The organism is Bartonella sp. AA1HLJMS (assembly GCF_042197445.1).
Taxonomy (GTDB): Bacteria; Pseudomonadota; Alphaproteobacteria; order Rhizobiales; family Rhizobiaceae; genus Bartonella.
On sequence record NZ_JBHIRW010000007.1, the window covers coordinates 61,181 to 79,718 of the forward strand.

General features: G+C 35.5%; 13 protein-coding genes, 1 tRNA gene and 1 pseudogene. 9 read left to right on the plus strand and 6 right to left on the minus strand.

What is annotated here, in order from left to right; genetic code table 11:
* Positions 1 to 1,571: 1,571 nt before the first annotated feature.
* The gene (locus tag ACFIQE_RS03670; protein ID WP_375620816.1) at positions 1,572 to 1,796 is read left to right on the plus strand and encodes a hypothetical protein; all 225 of its coding nucleotides are present in this window, start codon (positions 1,572 to 1,574) and stop codon (positions 1,794 to 1,796) included.
* Between the two features lie 529 nt (positions 1,797 to 2,325).
* On the opposite strand, the gene ACFIQE_RS03675 is transcribed toward ACFIQE_RS03670, so the two are convergent.
* Entirely contained in the window at positions 2,326 to 3,894 is a 1,569-nt protein-coding gene (locus ACFIQE_RS03675; protein ID WP_375612149.1) for a TerC family protein, read from the minus strand.
* 437 nt (positions 3,895 to 4,331) lie between these two features.
* Here ACFIQE_RS03675 and ACFIQE_RS03680 point away from each other — a divergent pair.
* Positions 4,332 to 4,407, plus strand: a tRNA-Lys gene (locus tag ACFIQE_RS03680).
* A 1,100-nt stretch (positions 4,408 to 5,507) separates the two neighbouring features.
* On the opposite strand, the gene ACFIQE_RS03685 is transcribed toward ACFIQE_RS03680, so the two are convergent.
* The 4 genes from ACFIQE_RS03685 to ACFIQE_RS03700 all read right to left on the minus strand — a co-directional run bounded on the left by ACFIQE_RS03685 (position 5,508) and on the right by ACFIQE_RS03700 (position 11,310).
* Positions 5,508 to 6,461: a YbhN family protein gene (locus ACFIQE_RS03685; protein ID WP_375630027.1), complete on the minus strand. Its 954-nt coding sequence runs from the start codon at positions 6,459 to 6,461 to the stop codon at positions 5,508 to 5,510.
* Between the two features lie 15 nt (positions 6,462 to 6,476).
* Entirely contained in the window at positions 6,477 to 8,228 is a 1,752-nt protein-coding gene (ybaL, locus tag ACFIQE_RS03690) for a YbaL family putative K(+) efflux transporter (protein ID WP_375707273.1), read from the minus strand.
* A 99-nt stretch (positions 8,229 to 8,327) separates the two neighbouring features.
* Positions 8,328 to 10,841, minus strand: coding sequence for a protein translocase subunit SecD (secD, locus tag ACFIQE_RS03695; protein WP_375707274.1), 2,514 nt, complete (start codon positions 10,839 to 10,841; stop codon positions 8,328 to 8,330).
* A 91-nt stretch (positions 10,842 to 10,932) separates the two neighbouring features.
* Entirely contained in the window at positions 10,933 to 11,310 is a 378-nt protein-coding gene (locus ACFIQE_RS03700) for a hypothetical protein (RefSeq protein WP_375640916.1), read from the minus strand.
* 180 nt (positions 11,311 to 11,490) lie between these two features.
* Here ACFIQE_RS03700 and ACFIQE_RS03705 point away from each other — a divergent pair, with 180 nt between their 5' ends.
* The 6 genes from ACFIQE_RS03705 to ACFIQE_RS03730 all read left to right on the plus strand — a co-directional run bounded on the left by ACFIQE_RS03705 (position 11,491) and on the right by ACFIQE_RS03730 (position 17,320).
* A complete protein-coding gene (locus ACFIQE_RS03705) occupies positions 11,491 to 13,866 on the plus strand; it encodes a mechanosensitive ion channel domain-containing protein (RefSeq protein WP_375693150.1) in 2,376 nt (791 codons plus the stop codon).
* Complete coding sequence (locus ACFIQE_RS03710) at positions 13,860 to 14,132, plus strand: hypothetical protein (protein ID WP_375612155.1); 273 nt, start codon at positions 13,860 to 13,862, stop codon at positions 14,130 to 14,132. Before ACFIQE_RS03705 ends, ACFIQE_RS03710 begins: the two co-directional genes overlap by 7 nt.
* Positions 14,133 to 14,692: 560 nt before the next feature.
* Positions 14,693 to 15,679 carry an outer membrane beta-barrel protein gene (locus tag ACFIQE_RS03715; RefSeq protein ID WP_375707275.1) on the plus strand — a complete coding sequence of 329 codons (987 nt, stop codon included), beginning with the start codon at positions 14,693 to 14,695 and terminating at the stop codon, positions 15,677 to 15,679.
* 710 nt (positions 15,680 to 16,389) lie between these two features.
* On the plus strand, positions 16,390 to 16,578 hold the full coding sequence (locus tag ACFIQE_RS03720; RefSeq protein WP_375707276.1) for a hypothetical protein: 189 nt from the start codon (positions 16,390 to 16,392) through the stop codon (positions 16,576 to 16,578).
* Entirely contained in the window at positions 16,575 to 16,892 is a 318-nt protein-coding gene (locus ACFIQE_RS03725; protein ID WP_375640912.1) for a phage integrase central domain-containing protein, read from the plus strand. Before ACFIQE_RS03720 ends, ACFIQE_RS03725 begins: the two co-directional genes overlap by 4 nt.
* A 128-nt stretch (positions 16,893 to 17,020) precedes the next feature.
* Positions 17,021 to 17,320 (plus strand): hypothetical protein, encoded by a 300-nt coding sequence (locus ACFIQE_RS03730; protein ID WP_375707277.1) that lies wholly within the window; start codon positions 17,021 to 17,023, stop codon positions 17,318 to 17,320.
* Between the two features lie 166 nt (positions 17,321 to 17,486).
* Here the strand turns inward: ACFIQE_RS03730 and ACFIQE_RS03735 are convergent.
* Positions 17,487 to 17,706 (minus strand): annotated as a pseudogene (locus ACFIQE_RS03735) (hypothetical protein).
* A 218-nt stretch (positions 17,707 to 17,924) separates the two neighbouring features.
* Between ACFIQE_RS03735 and ACFIQE_RS03740 the strand changes: the two are divergent.
* A partial coding sequence (locus tag ACFIQE_RS03740) for a baseplate J/gp47 family protein (protein ID WP_375707278.1) occupies positions 17,925 to 18,538 on the plus strand: 614 nt, incomplete at its 3' end.

Genomic DNA, 18,538 nt, shown 5'->3' on the forward strand with positions numbered 1-18,538 from the left:
ACCGCTTTTTATAAAATCTAAGGCTTTTAAACTGTTATAAATCTAGGTTTCAAACGTTTTTATAGAGATATCATTTTATGTCTTTAAACGTTCATTTAGTGAGGTTCTCATAAGCGTATTTTCACTTTGCATTTAAACTTAACTTCTCTGCAAATAAGCCGGTCCATATTTGGGCTGGCAAAATTAATCAGCTCAAATTTGAGCTCGTTAACTTTAGAATAGAGCATTCTTTAAACATTGTCGCTTTTGACTCAAAATTGAGTAAAACACCATGCCTTTGTAATATGATTGCAATCCTTTTGAAATTTATCTACTTATCTTTGTCTTAATAAGTATCCTCAAATTTGAGGGGACTTCATTTGGTTTCGTATTTTTAAACTGTAACTTTTAAAACGTTTTTTGCTTGTTTGCCTGCGTTATATCATTAAAAATCTTTTGATTTCTACGACATAACATTATCAATTTCATTACCTGTTGTGATGATAATATCTATATAATGTCTGCTTATTATTGACTAACTTTTTAGTAAGCGGCGCTTTAAATCGACTTGTCTTTAAATCCTTTTATGTGCCCTTAATGAATTAAAACCTATTCTATGATAGTTTCAAATGATTATTTCTTTTAAGGTTTAGCTCAAAAAAAGAGTAAACCCCATACCATTCTTTAAACGCATGCAATTTATGTTATCGATAATTTCAAACGATTACGTTTTTAATAATGCGATTTGTGTGTGATAAAAACGTATCATAAAATTTATGAACTGTTATGAATGATAGCTGCGTTCACTTCATTTGAATGTTTACATGCGTTTTATGGTCTATCCATACATGGTAATTGTTTATGAAAAATGGTTAATTAAATCACGTATAAAAGTGTAGATTTTAAATGGGATTCATATAGAATAATTGCACACAAACTATTGACTTTATTATATTTTTTTTATGAATAAGATTCCATCTCGTTTAGACGTTGCAAAAGAAATCACCAAAGACCTTATTGATAAGATTCTTCTCTTACACGGCGTTATCACTTTTGTTTGCAAAAATCTGCTTCGCTTTTGACTTTTGATATGGATACAACCTCTTTTGAGGTAGAGCAAAGAATTTTTTAATCATGGAGAGTGCAACAGTGTTCTTCAAAAATCTTGATTGGTTTGTTGAAAAAATTAAAGAGTTAGATAATTATTCAGCATGTTATCAACTCCCAGATTGTGAAGTACAAATTCTTTATAATGACGCAATTATCAAAGGTTATCCGTAAGTTGATGTTGGAGTTTCGATTAGTACTGGTATTTTATCTGCTGCCTGTATGGTAATTGATCCCTATCAATTCTCAGCACTTACAGGATCTACAACTTGATTTTTATAAAAAGGGGTTGAGAGTTTGTGAAGAAGGAATATATGCAGATTGGTTGGAATTAAGCTTGATTATGTCTTGAAATAGGCGATAGAAAAAATTGATCTTCATAAATGCTTTTATTCCAGATATGGAGCACCACCTTGGCGATAGAGTGAAGTTGGAGGCACATAAAGGTTATCAAGGTAGATGATGCAGATTATAGCTTACTTCATATTGGTGCACTGGCTTTATTGGGTGATGTTGCAACCTTACAATCTTATTATCAAAGTTTCAGTGCAGAGGATCATTTAGGCTTTGATGAAAATACCCAACAGATTCATTTTGAACGTGCATTGGCTGTAGTCAAAGAAGTAGTCAAATCTAAGCAACACAGCTACGCTTTCATTGCAAAAGTAGTAAAAAATATGAACCATCTGGAAGAAAAACAAAGTTCTTAATAAAAGCTTTCCAGAGAGGTGGAGTTTCATTCTTGGAAGGAAAAAAATAGCTAAATTTATCGAAACAAAAGCTAAGGAATAGCTCCTTAAGAAATATCAAGAAGATCTAAAAAGATTATAGGAGCCAGAGTCTGGTTTAAAGATGCCATCATCAGTTGAGTGAACTCAACAATGGTGGAGTTTTATCCATTGGCGGAAATCTGATGTTTGAAAGAGGCTTTCTTGATGTGAAGGTAATATTGTAATAAATAATTATTATAAATCAATATGTTGTATATATTCATTGTTTTGAGATTAATGACCATTGACAAATAATTTTGCACCATTTTCTCTCTTCCAGCTTTTCGTCAATCATCAATGAAAATTTTTTATAATGGAAAGTTCATTGATAATATAACTTTTGTATGTCATTATTTTACGCTTAAAAAAAATATAAAAATAATGAAATGCAATTGAGTTATCAGCTGCTTATTCTTTTCAATTTTTAATCATAAAAAAATCTTTTTATTCATTTTGCTTATAAAAAGAATTAGCTTTTTTCTGGTGATACAAGTGGAGAAATAAGGATTTTAGATATGTTTCTGCGTTCCATTTCAATCACTTTAAAGTGTAAACCATCAGTTTCAAAACTTTCTCCCTCATTTGGTAAATGACCAAACTGCCAAAGCATAAAGCCTGCCAGAGTCGTATAACGATCTGCTTCATCCACAAGGTTACGTCCAAGATAACCACTTAAACGGCGGATATCAGCATATCCCTCAACAAGAAGACTGCCATTTTCAAGTTGTTCTGCGATCATGAGTTCTTCATCGTCATCAGGAAAGTCTCCTGCAATAGCTTCAAGAATATCGGTTGGTGTTGCAATTCCTTCAAAAGATCCATGCTCATCAACAATAATTGCAAGCTGAATCGAAGAATGACGTAATTGCTCCATCAATCGTAAAACACTTGTGTTTTCATGAACAACGAGGGGTTCTCGCATAGCTTTTTTCCAATTAATCTTTTTCCCCTCAGCCAAATTCAAAAGAAGATCTTTTGTCAATGCAACGCCAACAAATTCATCCACTTTTTCACGCGCAAGAATTAAGCGGCTATGTTTAACCTTTTGTAATTCTTCACGCATTTCATTTTCATCAGCATTTAAATCTAACCACTCAATCTCATTACGCGGCGACATGATAGAGCGAACAGGGCGATCAGCTAAATCGAGAACACCACGAATCATCTCCTTTTCTTCTGGTCTAAACAATTCAGAAGCTGCGGCCTGTTCAGCAATAACATCTACAGTCTCAGCAAGGTGACTATCTTTGCTTCCTCCTCCTAAGAGCCTCAAAACAGCATCAGCTGTTCTACTGCGTAGATCATTCGTTTTAATCATTTTTTCACGGTTACGACGTCCAATTTGATTAAAAGCTTCGATGAGAACAGAAAAACCAATAGCAGCATACAAATACCCTTTTGGAATATGAAAACCAAATCCTTCAACAATGAGAGTAAAACCAATCATCATCAAAAAACCAAGACAAAGGATTACAATAGTGGGATGACGATTAATAAAACGCATAAGAGCACCAGATCCGCACATCATTACTCCCATAGCAGCTATGACTGCGATATACATAACTGCTGCCTGCTCTTTTGCAATCATACCTGTTGCGGTAATAATACTGTCTAGTGAAAAAACAGCATCCAGCACCACGACTTGGACGATTACTTGCCAAAAAACAGCATAACCAACGCCTGTTTTTCTTTCATGTGATACTCCTTCTAACCTTTCATGTAATTCTAGCGTTCCCTTTGCGAGCAAAAAGGCTCCACCACCGATTAAAATAAAGCTATGCCAACTAAATACAAAAGATGAAAGTGAAAGAATTACCCTATCGAGTCTCATAACCCATCCAATAACGGTAAGAAGGAAAAGCCGCATAATTAATGCTAAAGTAAGACCTATAAAGCGTGCGCGGTCACGCAAATGCAGTGGCAATTTTTCAGCTAAAATTGCAATAAAGATAAGGTTATCTATTCCTAAAACAATTTCGAGAAAAACCAGCGTGATCAAACCAAACCACGCATGGGGATCAGTGATCCATTCCATCATTCATTACCTTTTAGAAGCTTAAAAGCGCGCGATTGACAAAAAAAATTCATAGGCTTTTATTCGTATATTGGATCATGAACATTGAATGTAAAAAAACTTATATTCAAAGAAAAAAACAGCACAATATTGCTTGAATGCATGTGATTGTTGATAAAACAAAATGATGCCCCATCCCGCTTACAACCACAAGAAGGTTCTTCTAATTTTCGCTCGGGCATTATGCTCGATAATCCTCTAACTATAGGTTCTGTATAACAATCAGAACATTTATTTATAAAGCTTCTTATAATGAGTTTATTTTTATATAAGATCAAGTGGTGAATATCATATTTTTAACCTTACAGACAATGAGTTCATATAACAAACAACAAAATATCTAGACATCCACTCTTAGGAGCGTTATAGAAACGCTCATTCTCATTTTTTGAGAAACTTATGGGTGATTAGCTCAGTCGGTAGAGCAGCTGACTCTTAATCAGCGGGTCGTGGGTTCGATCCCCTCATCACCCACCATTTGGTTTTATACCGTAAATAACTTATTGATTGCGTAATTTTTTTAAGGTACGATTTTCTAAATAAAATTGGGCAGTAGGATTTCCCCATATCTGTTTGTTTAAAAGTGAAGATTGTTGATATAGCTTAGTCATCGGTTTTTGTACTTTTTAGGGGACTCAAAGAACTTCCAAAGGACATTTAAAGATCTTTTAATGCGTATTGTTTCTTTTTTTAAGTTGCAATTGGTAAGGAGAAGCTTCTTACCGACAATTGTGTTATTTAAAAAGGGGTATAAAAATCAACAGTTTTCACTTCTTTTAATATAAATTGATTAAAATTTTTTTGGATTTTTAGCATATTGTTTAAAGACAGAAGAAACTTTACACTTTAGTTGTGTCAGCAGCGTGGATATTTTTTGATAACTCTCCCGCTTAAACAAAAAACTTCTGTAATAATCATCAGTATTCCAAGAGGGTAAATCAAGATAAAATGAAGTAGTTAGCTGGACATACAAGGAATAAAATTATATCAATTTAATTGTTTAAAGTTAATACCTGTTAAACGAAAGACAATAAACTTTAATGAGGCTTAAAGTTTTAAAATATTAAGCTGTGTGGTTACGCTATGCTGTCTTTCCGTTAGCTAAACCTCTAAAAATATAAATATTAAGAAAGCTACTTAGATTCATTATAATATATTGATTTATAAAGAATTGATTATTCTTTGTTTGAAAAAACTTTACTATCATAAACTTCTTTTGTTTCAATCCTTCTTATAATAAATTAATTAAAATCATTCATTTGTGCATCATAAATGGGATTAACGTGTGGATAAAGACTATTGAAGAAAGGCATGAAAATAATTCTTATTAATGTTCTTAAGTGCTAAAAGTTATCATAACATTGGAAAAATATTATAATGGCGCAGGCTTGATCTTTTATTAAGTATAAAGTTGATGGTGCAACAATAGCTTTACTATTATACCATTTATGGGTACTGCTGTGTAATGGAGAAGAGCGTTGAGAGAGGTTTCTTAAAAAAGATATGTAAATTGGCAACACGATGGTGTTTTGTTCTTTTATAGGTACACAAAAAAGAAGTCATTGATAGCCTTTTATTTATTCCGGTGGTGTTTTGGGGACTCTTTTCCAATATTGTCGCGCCTCAAAAATGACGACCACAAATAATGAAAGGATGAGCGGTATAATCAAATAAAACATTCTAAAGACAATAAGCGCTGCAATAACATCGGTTGGATTTATATTGGGCATGCCTGTTATGAAGAGAGCTTCAAGAACTCCTACTCCTCCTGCTGGAGCATTAGAGAGAAGAGTTATCGTAAAAGACGCTAGGAAAACACCAAGAACAGATATAAAATGAATATCTGCGTTATGTGGGAGAACAGCATATATAATTCCTGCTGCTCCTAAAAGCTCTAGAGGGCTAATGAGAAGCTGTTGAATAACAATTTTCAGCCGTGGATAGGAGAGTTGAATTTTTTTACCTAAGCGTAAGGGTTTTAACTGAAGCCAGCTGCCAAACGTATAAAGTGCTATACAGCTGAGTAAAATTGCTCCAGCCGTTGTTCCGAGCCATTCAGGAAGTTCTTTATGAATGAGGGTGATAATTTCGGGTTGCAGCACCAAAACGATTCCCAAAAGTAAGATTGTGCCGATTACAAAAGTAAAAGAGCAAAAACCTACTAATATTGCGATTTCTGTTCCGTTTAATCCTTTCATTTTATAGGCGCGATAGCGTACAACGGCACCAGAAAAAACTGAAGCACCGATATTGTGTGAAAGAGCGTAGGTTGTAAATGAACATATAGCGATAAAAATCCAAGAAATTTTATGGCCTAGATGTTGCAAGGCAATTCGATCATATCCAGCAAGAGCAGCATAAGCTAGGAGAGAACATAAACAGGCTAATAACCAGTGCTGTGCATTTAAATTGCTCAAGCGCTCCAATACATCCCCAAATGAAATGGCAGAGAGCTTCATGTAAAGAATTCGAATAGATACCAGCATTGCTAAGATACCAATCAATGGCCATATAAATTGCTTTATTTTCACGATTCTGTATCCATTTTATGTTTTCTGTAAATTTTCATGATTGAGCATATTCCTTACAGATCTTCGTTCTGTTATATACTCTATAATGCCATTGGCAATTTCTTCATCATCTGTTACTACAACATCAGCACCTAAATCAATGAGATATGTTGTTTCTGTGTCGGATAATGCATGTGTGATTATCTGGATATCTTTCTTCATATCACGGATATTCACGATACATTCTCCTACTTCAATGGTACTTCGCATTGTAATAACAACTTTATGTGCATTATTTATATTTGCTGCGTTCATTATTTCTTGTTGAATGATATTGCCGCAAATAGCCTCAAAGCCATCTGCAATCGCTTTATCAGAGAGGCGTTTTGATTCTTCTACGATCACTATAGGTTCATCTCTATTTATTAAAGATAATGCAACACACTTACCGATACGACCATAGCCAATAATTACGATATGGTTGTTTTTTAAGGTCATCGGTAAAAAATCTTGGTCAGGATCTTGTGGATCAATATCAATAATTGTTTGGGTATTTTGTGAAGATGCAGAATTTTTTTCTAGACGTTTTTTAATTTTATTACAGGCAAGGAAAACAAGAGGATTGAGCAAAATAGAAAAAATTGCTCCTCCAAGAATTAAATCATGAGCGTCATTGTTTAAAAGTCCTAAGCTTAAACTTAAACCAGCAAGGATAAAGGAAAATTCTCCGATTTGGGCAAGGCTTGCAGAAATAGTCAAAGCTGTTGCATTAGAATAGCGAAAAGCTTTAACGATGAAAAAGGCAACAGCAGATTTTCCGATTACGATAATGAATAAGGTTGCTAAGAGAGGGAAAAAATGAGTTAAGAGTTTCTCGGGGTCAAATAACATGCCTACAGAAACAAAAAAGAGAACAGAAAAAGCATCGCGCAGTGGTAAAGATTCTTCCGCGGCACGGTGGCTTAATTCTGATTCGCTCATGACCATACCAGCAAAAAAAGCACCAAGAGAAAGAGAAACTCCAAATAAATGAGCGGCTCCGAAAGCTACTCCTAATGCAATAGTAAAGACGCTAAGACGAAATAATTCACGTGATCCCGATTGTGCGCTCATTTTTAAAAGCCATGGGATAACGCGTCGCCCAATGACGAGCATAAGTGCAATAAATACAATTACTTTTAGGATAGTGAGACCAAAAATACCCCAAATACTTAAATCCAACCATTGAACAAGAGGATCCAACGCTTCTTTTTTGGTATTGCTGAGGGCACTTGCCAAGGAAGGGATGAGGACAAGTATAAGGACCATTGCTAAATCCTCAATAATCAACCATCCAACGGCAATGCGTCCTTTTTCTGTTTCAATAAGATGACGCTCTTGCAAAGCACGTAGCAGGATAACGGTACTTGCTATGGATAAAGCAAGACCGAAGATCAAACTTCCACTAAAGCCCCATCCCATAATCAGACCAAGGCACAAACCTAGAAAAGTAGAAAATGCCATTTGTGCAATAGCAGCGGGGACAGCAATAGCTTTGACAGATAAAAGGTCTTTTAAGGAAAAGTGGAGCCCAACACCAAACATCAGCAAAATAATACCAATTTCAGCAAGTTGATTAATGATGACAGAATCTATTTTAAATCCGCCTGTATTGGGTCCCACAATAACACCAGCTAACAAATAGCCTACAAGGGGTGAAATACGTAAACGGCTAGCAATCATTCCCAAGAGAAATGCTAAACATAAGCCTGCAACAATAGTTGTGATAAGTGGTGTGTCGTGGAGCATGGATTATTTACTATTCTTGATCAAAAAGCGAATGAATGAAAACGACTATATTTCTATGAGAAGAGAGGCGAGATGTACCATACGCATTAAAGGGCATTTTTATTTCACTTTAATATTTGCACGATTATTTCGTTCACGCCACCAATTTCCTAGCAGGAGTAAAATAGGAGCAGCAATAAAGATAGAGGATGATGTTGCAATAATAATCCCAAAGACCATGGGTAATGCAAAATTATGAACAGCACTTCCACCCCATATCGCCATGGGGAGCATCGCAAGAATTGTTGTGGCTGATGTAAAAAAACAACGTACAAGAACCTGATTAATTGACAGATCAATCAGCTCGCGCAACGGCATTTTTTTATAAAGACGCATATTTTCGCGCATCCTATCATAGACGACAACTTTATCATTTATAGAATATCCAACAATTGTTAAGAGTGCGGCGATAGCCGTTAAATTAAAATCAAATTGAAACAAAGCAAAAAAGCCAATCATTTTTGTGGTGTCTAGAATGAGAGTGATAATTGCTCCAATGGCAAAGAACCACTCGAAGCGTAACCATATATAGAGAGACATGGCAATAGCCGCAAGAATAACAGCAGTAAAAGCAGCTGTGGCAAGCTCACCTGAAATTTTGGGACCAACAACTTCTATTTGATCGAATGTGGTATCGGGATAGATATTTTGTACAGCTGTTTTGACCTTATCAATGGCGGTGGTTTGTTGTGCTTCGCCACCGCTTTGTTTCTGCATGCGAATTAATACGGTATTTTCGTTATCAATATTTTGCAAGGTAACTTCACCAATATTAAGAGTAGAAAGCTTGGAACGCAGAGTTGCTAGATCTGCTGGTCCTTTCGTGGTAATACTCATTTGGCTTCCGCCAATGAAATCAATACCAAAATTCAATCCAGGCTTAAAAAAGAGAAAAACTGAAGCCATTGATAAAACAATTGAGACGCCAATACCAATGAAACGTGCTTTCATAAAGTGGAAAGTTGTGTTTTGTGGCATGATGTTGAAAGCAGAGTGAATATGCAATTTTTTAATTTTCCATTTACGAACGATCCAAATCATGATGATGCGTACAATGGTGATATTTGTAAACATGGAGATGATAATACCAAGCAACATTGTTACGGCAAAACCACGAACTGGGCCTGTGCCAAACCAAAATAGTAAGACGGTCGCTATAATTGCTGTAACATTTGCATCAACAATGGTTGCAAAAGCGTGTTTAAATCCACGATCTAGGGCTGCAAAAGCACCCACACCTTTTCGACTTTCTTCACGGATACGTTCATTGATAAGGATATTAGCATCAACGGCAATACCGATGCCTAAAATAATACCAGCAATACCAGGCAGCGTAAGCGTAGCACCCAAAAGACTCAGTGCAGCAAATGTTAAAATTGTGTGCAGAGCTAGTGCTATATTGGCAATTAATCCCCAAATACGATAGAGAAGAAAAATAAAAATTGCAACAAGAATAAAGCCAATTATGCCGGTGTAAAGTCCCATTTGGATAGCATCAGCACCAAGATTTGGACCTACGGTTCTCTCTTCAATGACCGTGAGTGGTGCGGGGAGGGAACCAGCACGAAGCAGAGCAGCCAGAGTTGAGGCTTCTTTGGGGTCAAAGTTTCCTGTAATTTGACCTTGTCCATTGGGAATGACACTATTGATGGTCGGAGCGGTTAAAACTTTATTATCCAGAACAATGGCAAAAGGACGGTTAATATTTTGTCGTGTTATATCGGCAAATATTTTTGCGCCAGCGGAATCTAGCGTAAATGAAATAATGGAACGTCCTGGTATTTGGGGGTCAAAACCTGCACGGGCATCTTTCAGGACATTTCCATCTAAAGCAATTTGATCATAAATTGCATAATGTTGTGTTGCATCAGTGTATCCAGGGAGAATAGAAACACCTATAGGGGGATTATTGGGGTCCACATTAGAAGGAACAAGATGAAAACTCATCTTAGCGGTTGTTCCTAAAAGATCACGCAGTTGTTTTGGATCTTGTAGTCCAGGCAATTGGACCATAATACGATCATTTCCGACCTTTTGGATGGCTGGTTCTGAAACACCAACTTGATCTATACGACGACGGATGATTTCTAAGCTTTGTTCAATAGCATTGCTGATACGGTCTTTTATACCAGCTTCTGTTAATGTGACGCGGAGAGTTTCATTTTGAGCACTGATCATGATGTTATGTTCTGTTGTGCCAAAGCTACTGTGTATGGGGGTTATTAATGTTTTCAAAGCAGAGAGTGCTTTTTCAGTTTGCGATGGGTCAGAAATAAGGGCAATAACGCTATCTTCAACAATACGCACACTTGAGGTGCGGATTTGTTTTTCACGCAATACATTGCGCACATTGCTTAAAACTATATGTAACTGATCGCGTTTTAACGTTTTGCTATCAACCTCGAGCAGGAGAGAAGAGCCTCCTTGAAGGTCAAGACCAAGTGCTACACGGGTGTCGGGTAAGAATTTCGAGTTTTTAACTTGTTCGTGTGAAAATAAATTGGGTAAGGCAACATAAATGCTGCTTAAAAGAATAAAACAATAAAGGGTAGTTAACCAACCAGGTGTACGCATGATATATTCCGTAAATAGGCAATCTAACAGTTATTCAAAGTTAAAAGCACAAGTAAAATAAGATGATCGTTTTTATATTCAAGGAAGAGAATTAAGTGTGTTCATTGGGAGGAGCGCGTTTATTTGAGAAATATTGTGTTTTAACGTTACGAAATCGTGTGTCAACAGCTGGAATCTTTATTAAAAAGAAATCCAATGTTAGGATTTTTTGAAAGGTCCTGATAAAAATAGATTCTGTATGGAGTGTTACAAGTTTTTTGTTTTCAGTTGTGGTAACATTCACATGGTCACACTTATGATGTAAATCAAGTCTATTCGTTTTAATGACATTATTGGTGTGTGATTGTTTGATTAAATAAGCACGTGTTTCTAGGTTGCTCGTCAAGAATACACCTAAACTGGATAGAAAAATCCAGGTTGTCAAAGGAAGAAAATCTTCTTTTTTGCAATAAAGGTGCAAAAAAAACATGCTAGAGTGCCTTCTTTAATCTTATTGAGTTCAGCTTATTTATCATTCTTTTATCTTATTACCAGTATTATAGGATAAGGGAAAGCTTTTATAAGATTATTCTATAAAAGTTGAAAATATCTACTTTATACCATATTTAAAAGAGAAAAATAAAATCCCTTTTGTGCTCATAAGGTAGATATGTATTCATTTTGTAGAAAAAACATCCACATACTTTTCCTTCTTTTGGGGATTATCTTTGTATTTAATTCTGGTGCATGGGGTAATAGGGGGGCACAAAATACAATTGTCGAACAAACGATAGCTTCTTATTCAGTTGATGAAATTATTCTGCAACAACAGTTGATTATTAAGACTCTTGAAGAAAATACTGAAACTTTAAAAAGAGATTTTGATAGAAAGCCAGAAGATGAGCGTGCTTTAGAAGAATTACGGTTACGTGCACAAGATATCAGTGAACGTGCTATTGAGGCAGCATTTGTTTTGCGTCCTCCTCTTAATGAGATTAATACACTTCTTGATCAATTAATGGAGCTCCATCGTGACGTGAAAAAACTGAAAAGCTCTGTGAAGGAATATTCCTATTTGATAGAGCAAAAAGCTAAAATTAACAGTATCATGCTTCGTTTTGAAGCAATTTTCTTAGCGGCAAATAGAATAGCTGAACTTTCTATTTCTCAATCTCGGGAGCTTTTTAAACGCACGCTTACGTATAGGCTTGAGTTTTCGATTCCGATGGTTAAACATCTCGTCCAAAAAACAAAAGAGGCTTCATCAGATTTTCTTGTGTTGTTAAATTCTTGGTGGAATTTTATATTTTACTTCAAGTTTTTACAACTATTTCTTTGCTTTTTAATTCCACTTTTTATTACTTTGGGACTTTCGTATTTTTCTCAAAAAGTTCTTGTTCATGTGTATTGCCACTTTACGAAGTCTAATGAGGAAATATCTTATTTACAACGCTTATTGATCGCCTTTATTTCAGTTCTCTTACCTTCACTTGTATGTATTCTTTGCGTTTATCTTGTGTTGTTTTTGTTTCGTAGTTTTAACTTAGATCCAGGTAAGCTTACAACAGTTTTTGATATGATAGGTTGTCAAATTATTTTATTATTTTTAATCAATCGATTAGCTGTTGTTCTTCTATCATCGAATAGGCCCCATGTGCGTCTTCTCAGTATTGCACCATCGTCTGCTTATCAATTAGTGATTTTACTCACTTCTTTAGGGGGTATTTTGGCATTTGACGCTGTTCTTGATAGTATTTATCAAATCATTTCAGCGCCTCTATCTTTAACAATTGCTAAAAGTTTTATTGCTGTTTTTCTTGTAGCGATATTGCTATTTATAATATCATTTGTACCTTTGCGGTTTAGACGTAGGCGTGTTCAAGAAGAAAAAAAAGAGCCATACTTTTGGCCATTTTATATACGCATTCCTCTTATTGGCTTGGGGTTACTGCTCTTTGTATTGAATTTTTTAGGTTACGTTGGACTTGCGCGTTTTATTACGCAGCAAATTATGATTGATGGAGCATTTTTAGTTCTCATGTATTTAGGAATACAAAGCGCTCAAGCACTTGGAACTAAAGACCAATTTATGAAAACAACGGTTGGTCATCTTTTGATGCAGAGGTTTCATTTAGAAGAAAAAACGATGAATCAATTGGGAGTTTTTGTGAGCGTTTTTCTCAATTTATTTGTTGTTATATTTTGTGCAATGCCAATTGCTGTACAGTTTGGATTTTCCTATTCTGATTTAAAAGCAGTTTTGTGGCAATCGGTGACCGGTTTTCAGATTGGAAATATTAGTCTTTCTTTGATTTCTCTTGTAACAGGAATTATTTCTTTTTGTGTTTGCTGGTTTCTTATTCGCCGATTTATTGGTTGGTTAGATAATGTGGTGTTGGTTCATGGAGAGTTCGATTCTGGTATACGTAATTCTATCAAAACAGTGATAAGTTATGGAGGCGTTGTTGTATCTGCTTTGACCGGATTATCAATGGCAGGTTTGGATCTTAGAAATTTCGCTCTTATTGCTGGAGGACTTTCACTTGGTATAGGTTTTGGTTTACAGAATATTGTCCAAAACTTTGTCTCTGGACTTATTATTTTAGTTGGAAGACCATTTAAAATAGGGGACTATATAGAATCTGGATCAGTAGGGGGTGTTGTTAAGCGTATTAGTGTGCGTGCAACGGAACTTGAGACAATTCAGCGTAAGACGATTATTATTCCCAATTCAAGCCTTATTAATAACAACGTTAGTAATTGGACACGACGTAATAAAGTAGGACGAATTGATATACCAGTTACTGTATCATCTAAGGTTGCTCCAGAGCATGTTGCTGAAATTTTGTTAGAGATTGCTTCTGCGACAGAAGGCGTTTTAAAAAATCCTATCCCACAGGTGAGTTTTACAGCATTTGATCGTAAGAGTTTTTCCTTTAATTTGGCTATTTATGTGCCTAATATTACCTCATCTTCTCATGTAACCAATGCTCTTCGATTTAGCCTATATAAGCGTTTTGCTGAGGAAGGAATCTTAGAATGCTGAAATATACTTATATTTTGATTACAGTTATTCTATTAAGTATTTTTACCATAACAGCTTTTGCTGCAACAGTGAAGAATACTGATTTAAAGATACAATCTCTTATTGTTGTTGAAGGAAGTATACCTTCAAAAATTTCTTTAAATACTCATCAAACAATTACAATTTGTATGAAGGGATGTTTTATAACTTTTCCTAATAAAGACCGTTTTGCAATAAAGGCAGATGATAATATAGAAATCAGTAGGGGAAGAGCAATTTTTAAATAAAATGATTGAGAATTTTTGTTTGGGGACAAGATTTAGAAGGATAATGATATTGTGTGTAATTAATAATCTCATCCTTTAGAAAATGGTAAAAAAAAGTATGATTTTAGTATAAAATGGGTGTTTTTTTATACTATGTAGAATCTACAGTATGCATTTTGGATGTACGAATATTGAGATATTTATAATATTGTTAATGAACGTCGATTCTCTAAAAATAATTACATCATTTTTAGAATTTTTTCATTAAAAAATGCATAAAATATACTATTTTGTGATTTTTTTGCAGTATTTTTAATACAAAATGTTTTATATTTCCTCCTTTTGAAAAGATAAAAGGTATTTTTATTAAATCTTTATTATTTTAAGTAATCATTATTATAATATTTTAAAATTTATTTGATAATATTAAATTTTGATGTAATGATATATTATTATAGTAGTAGATTGAAATGTAAATATAAAGGAGTACATGCGATTTTGCGGCATAAGATTTTATAAAACTTTGTTTTTCTAAATGTGATTTTTGATTATATTTAAATTTAGCAATGGGGTATAATTTTATGAATACAAAATTTATAACAGCATCTGTTTTTTCTTTGATTTCACCTTCTATAGTACAGGCTGCAGATGTGGTGGCTCACGAAGAGCCATTACATGTTGCCTCAGAAGTTGTTGCTTCTTCACCTTTTTCTTGGGCAGGTTTTTATTTCGGGGGGCAAGTTGGTGGCTTTTCAAGTAAGACTTCTGCAATAACGCGTGATGTTGATATTCCTCTCTATCCCGATGAGGAGAGTAAAAGTAAACCATGGGTGCCTGTCGAGAAGCAGTATATGCCTGAGCTTTCTGGATTTATAGGTGGTTTTTATGCGGGTGTTAATTTTGATCTCGGTAATAATTTTATTGTGGGGATTGATACGGATATGCTTTTAACGGAAAAAAAGGATACAAAAACAAGATTTCATGCAGATGAATCAAGTGCTGGTGGAACTGAAGGATCCGGCACTAAAGGATCCGGCACTAAAGGATCCGGCACTAAAGGATCCGGCACTGAAGGATCGGGTACTGAAGGAACGGGTACTGATACTGAGGAATTAGGTACAGAAGAAAAAAGTCGAAAAAAGGCAAAAATTGTCAGGAGAAAAGGTAGAGGCTTTTCTCGCTCTTCTGCAGAGGATAAAGAAGAGAAAGGCAGTTTAACGTTTAATCATACGTTAAAACAAAAATGGACAGGTGCTACACGGGTGCGTGTTGGGTTTTCTACGGGGCGTGTGATGCCTTATATTGCTGGTGGTGTTGCTTATGGACAGTTTCAGGATATTTTGTCGACAGTAATTACGGGAGGTGAGCCATTTAATAGGACATCGGATGTAACAAAAACGATGATTGGTTATACTCTCGGTGGTGGTGTTGATTTTGCAATGACAGATCATCTTGTTGTGCGTGCGGAATATCGTTACTCAGATTTTGGTAAAAGGAAATTCAAAGACGAGATTGAAGTTAAGTATAAGACGAATGATTTTCGCGCAGGAATAGCTTACAAATTCTAATTTTGTAGGATAAAGGAGCTTAAATTTAAGAGGTCCTATTTCTGTGATAGGGCCTTTATTTTTTAATTTTATGCATTGTAAACACTATTTTATGGTGAAAAAAGGGGGGCTCTGACTTTGAGTGAGAATGAGGAGGTAAGGAAGAGTTACTCAGATTCTTAATTGTTAAGAATAAAAAATTTTTAGTTCACGAGGTGTGGTTGAAACATTTGTTGGCAAAGAAGGATTGCTTCGTCTTTCATATTATTACAGTTATCACTTTATAATACCGTTATAGAGTTGCAAACAGTAAACTTAAAGAGAGTTTTTACTATCTAAGTAATGAGAAAATAAAGAAAATTCACATAGAGTGGTGCGGACGGCGTGCACGTTTGTGCAACAATTTTTTCTTCCCTTAGAACTCTCTACAATATCACCTGATAGCACAGTTTATCTTTTTTCTGTTTAATAACTAATTGTTTTTATTTTATTTTATTTATTAAATTGCCTTTTATATATAATCTTGGTACCAGATGAAAGTGCTCCAAGTGCAATTCAAAAGGTGGTTTTTAAAAGGTGGTTCGGAAGAACGTGATAGACCGTCTATCTTATCTGTAAAAAATCTATCTAAAGGAAAATATGCTGACAGAGCTGGTTTATGGCTTATCAAAACTACACCAGATCAAGGATGATGGGTTTTTAGGTTTGACCTCAATAAAAGACGACGAGAAATGGGATTAGGCTCTTGTCGCAATGTATCTTTAAAAGAAGCACTGTTCAAAGCTTTAGCTTATCGTGATCTTTTAGATCAAAGAATAGACCCGATTGGCCGAAAACAAAAAGAAAATTTGCGTCGGGCAGGGGGGATTTCTTTACGAGAAATTGCCTCTAGTGCTTTTGAAACCAAAAAAACGAATTGAAAAATGAAGGAAAAGCAGCAAGCTGGTTAACACCTCTTGAGTTACATGTTTTTCCTAAACTTGATGATACGCCAATCATTGAACTGACGCAAATTGATATAAAAGGATGCATTTTTCCTATTTGGAAAACAAAAAACGAAACAGCAAGTAAAGCTCTATCCCGCTTGAATATAGCTATAAAACATGCGGTGGCACTTGGTATAGATGTGGATATGCAATTAAAAGCAAAAGCTTTATTAGAAAAGTTTATTCAAAATACCCAAAATATTCCAGCTATGCCATGGAAAGAAATGCCTAAGTTTTTTCAATCTTAAAATGATGAGCTTGTATCACATCTAGCTTTAAAACTTCTTATTTTGACGTTTTTTTTATACCAATCAGGCATATTCAGAGATTTATGGATCAATATGGATTATCCCAAAAGAAAATATGAAGAGAATTGTTGGAAAGGTTTCTGATTTTCATGTGCCGCTTACAGATGAAGCGTTTGCTGTTATTGAAAAAGCAAAAAAATGGTTTTTTATTTGTTGAGAGTTTTGGAAAGCCTATATCTGATGTAGCACTTTCTAAATTTATGAAAAACAAAGGTTTTAATTATAGACTTCATGGTTTCAGATCGATTCTGCGGGACTGTATAGCAGAGACAACGTCAACACCATTTGAAATTGCAGAATCTGTTCTTGCGTATTCAGTTGGGAATTCAGTGACAAAGGCTTACATGCGGACGGATTTTTTAGAATAGCGCCGTGTTCTCTCAGAACAATGGGCGTCTTTTATATCTGGAGAGGCTTGATAATTGTTATGTCTATTGTCGCGTCAGGTATCTAAGAAACATTTAAGCGATTAGCGGATAGATTACGATATAATCTCTCTTTCCTCGCTTTAAAAGCGGGGAGGGGGTAAAGCTTTCAGTTTTTGGTTAGCCACTGTTTTATAATGTGCAAAGATATTGTCTATCGCATCCATAAGGCGTGCAAAATCAAGGATAAGCAAAAAAAGAAAAAATGCTATCCACTTCATCAAACGAGACATCATTTTCACACTTTGATAGGTAATGATCATTTCTTGAAGCATTTCTTTTTCTGATTCTGTAAGCTCTGTGTGTTTTTTGGATTTTTTTCTAACCATGTTTCCACCCACATAAGTGTTCACCTAGATTATTGTGCTTTAAGATCTCTCTTGCTAAATTGGAACTGATGGCGTTCAGATCTTTCTTGTCTAAATAAATTGGCAACCAGCCAACACAAGAAGAAGCATATTTATTTGTCGTGCAACCAGTCAGAGAGAGGGGCATTTGGGGGATTGGTCACACAAAGAGCCAATGAGCATCAATTTAGAGGTTGGTGATGACAGAGTTTGAACCTTTATCCTTTTCACAGATTCCCCCTCCACAACTCCCTCTGCCACAAATTATTGAAGAGCTTTCTGTTGAAGCAATTTTAGAGCAAAAGATCACGCGTTTGACTGAGCTTTTTGCGGCGCATCATATTCCTTATAATGTGGAAAAGACGGCTTATGATCCCGTGGTCATTCAATTGCAAGCGTCCGCTTATGAAGAGTTGCTATTGCGCCAGCGAATTAATGAAGTGGCGCGGGATAATTTACTCACATTTGCGCGTGGAACAAGTTTAGATCATTTGGGGGATTTTCATGGGGTCACGCGCCTTTTGGATGAAGATGATGAGCGTTTGCGCCGCCGCATTCGCTTGAATAGACAAGGACATTCCACAGGTGGCACAGCGCCACGTTATCAATATTTTGCCCTCTCAAGCGATATCCATGTCAAAGATGCTTTTGTTTATCGTGAGGGTAAAAGTCCGCTTATTCATGTTGCGCTTTTTAGTGACGCTCCTTCAGGGGTGGCTGATGAGGCTTTAATTGCAAAGGTGCAAGCCGCCCTTGATGCCCCCCATGTTAAAATGACCAATGACCACATCCTTGTGAAAAGCGCGGTACAGCG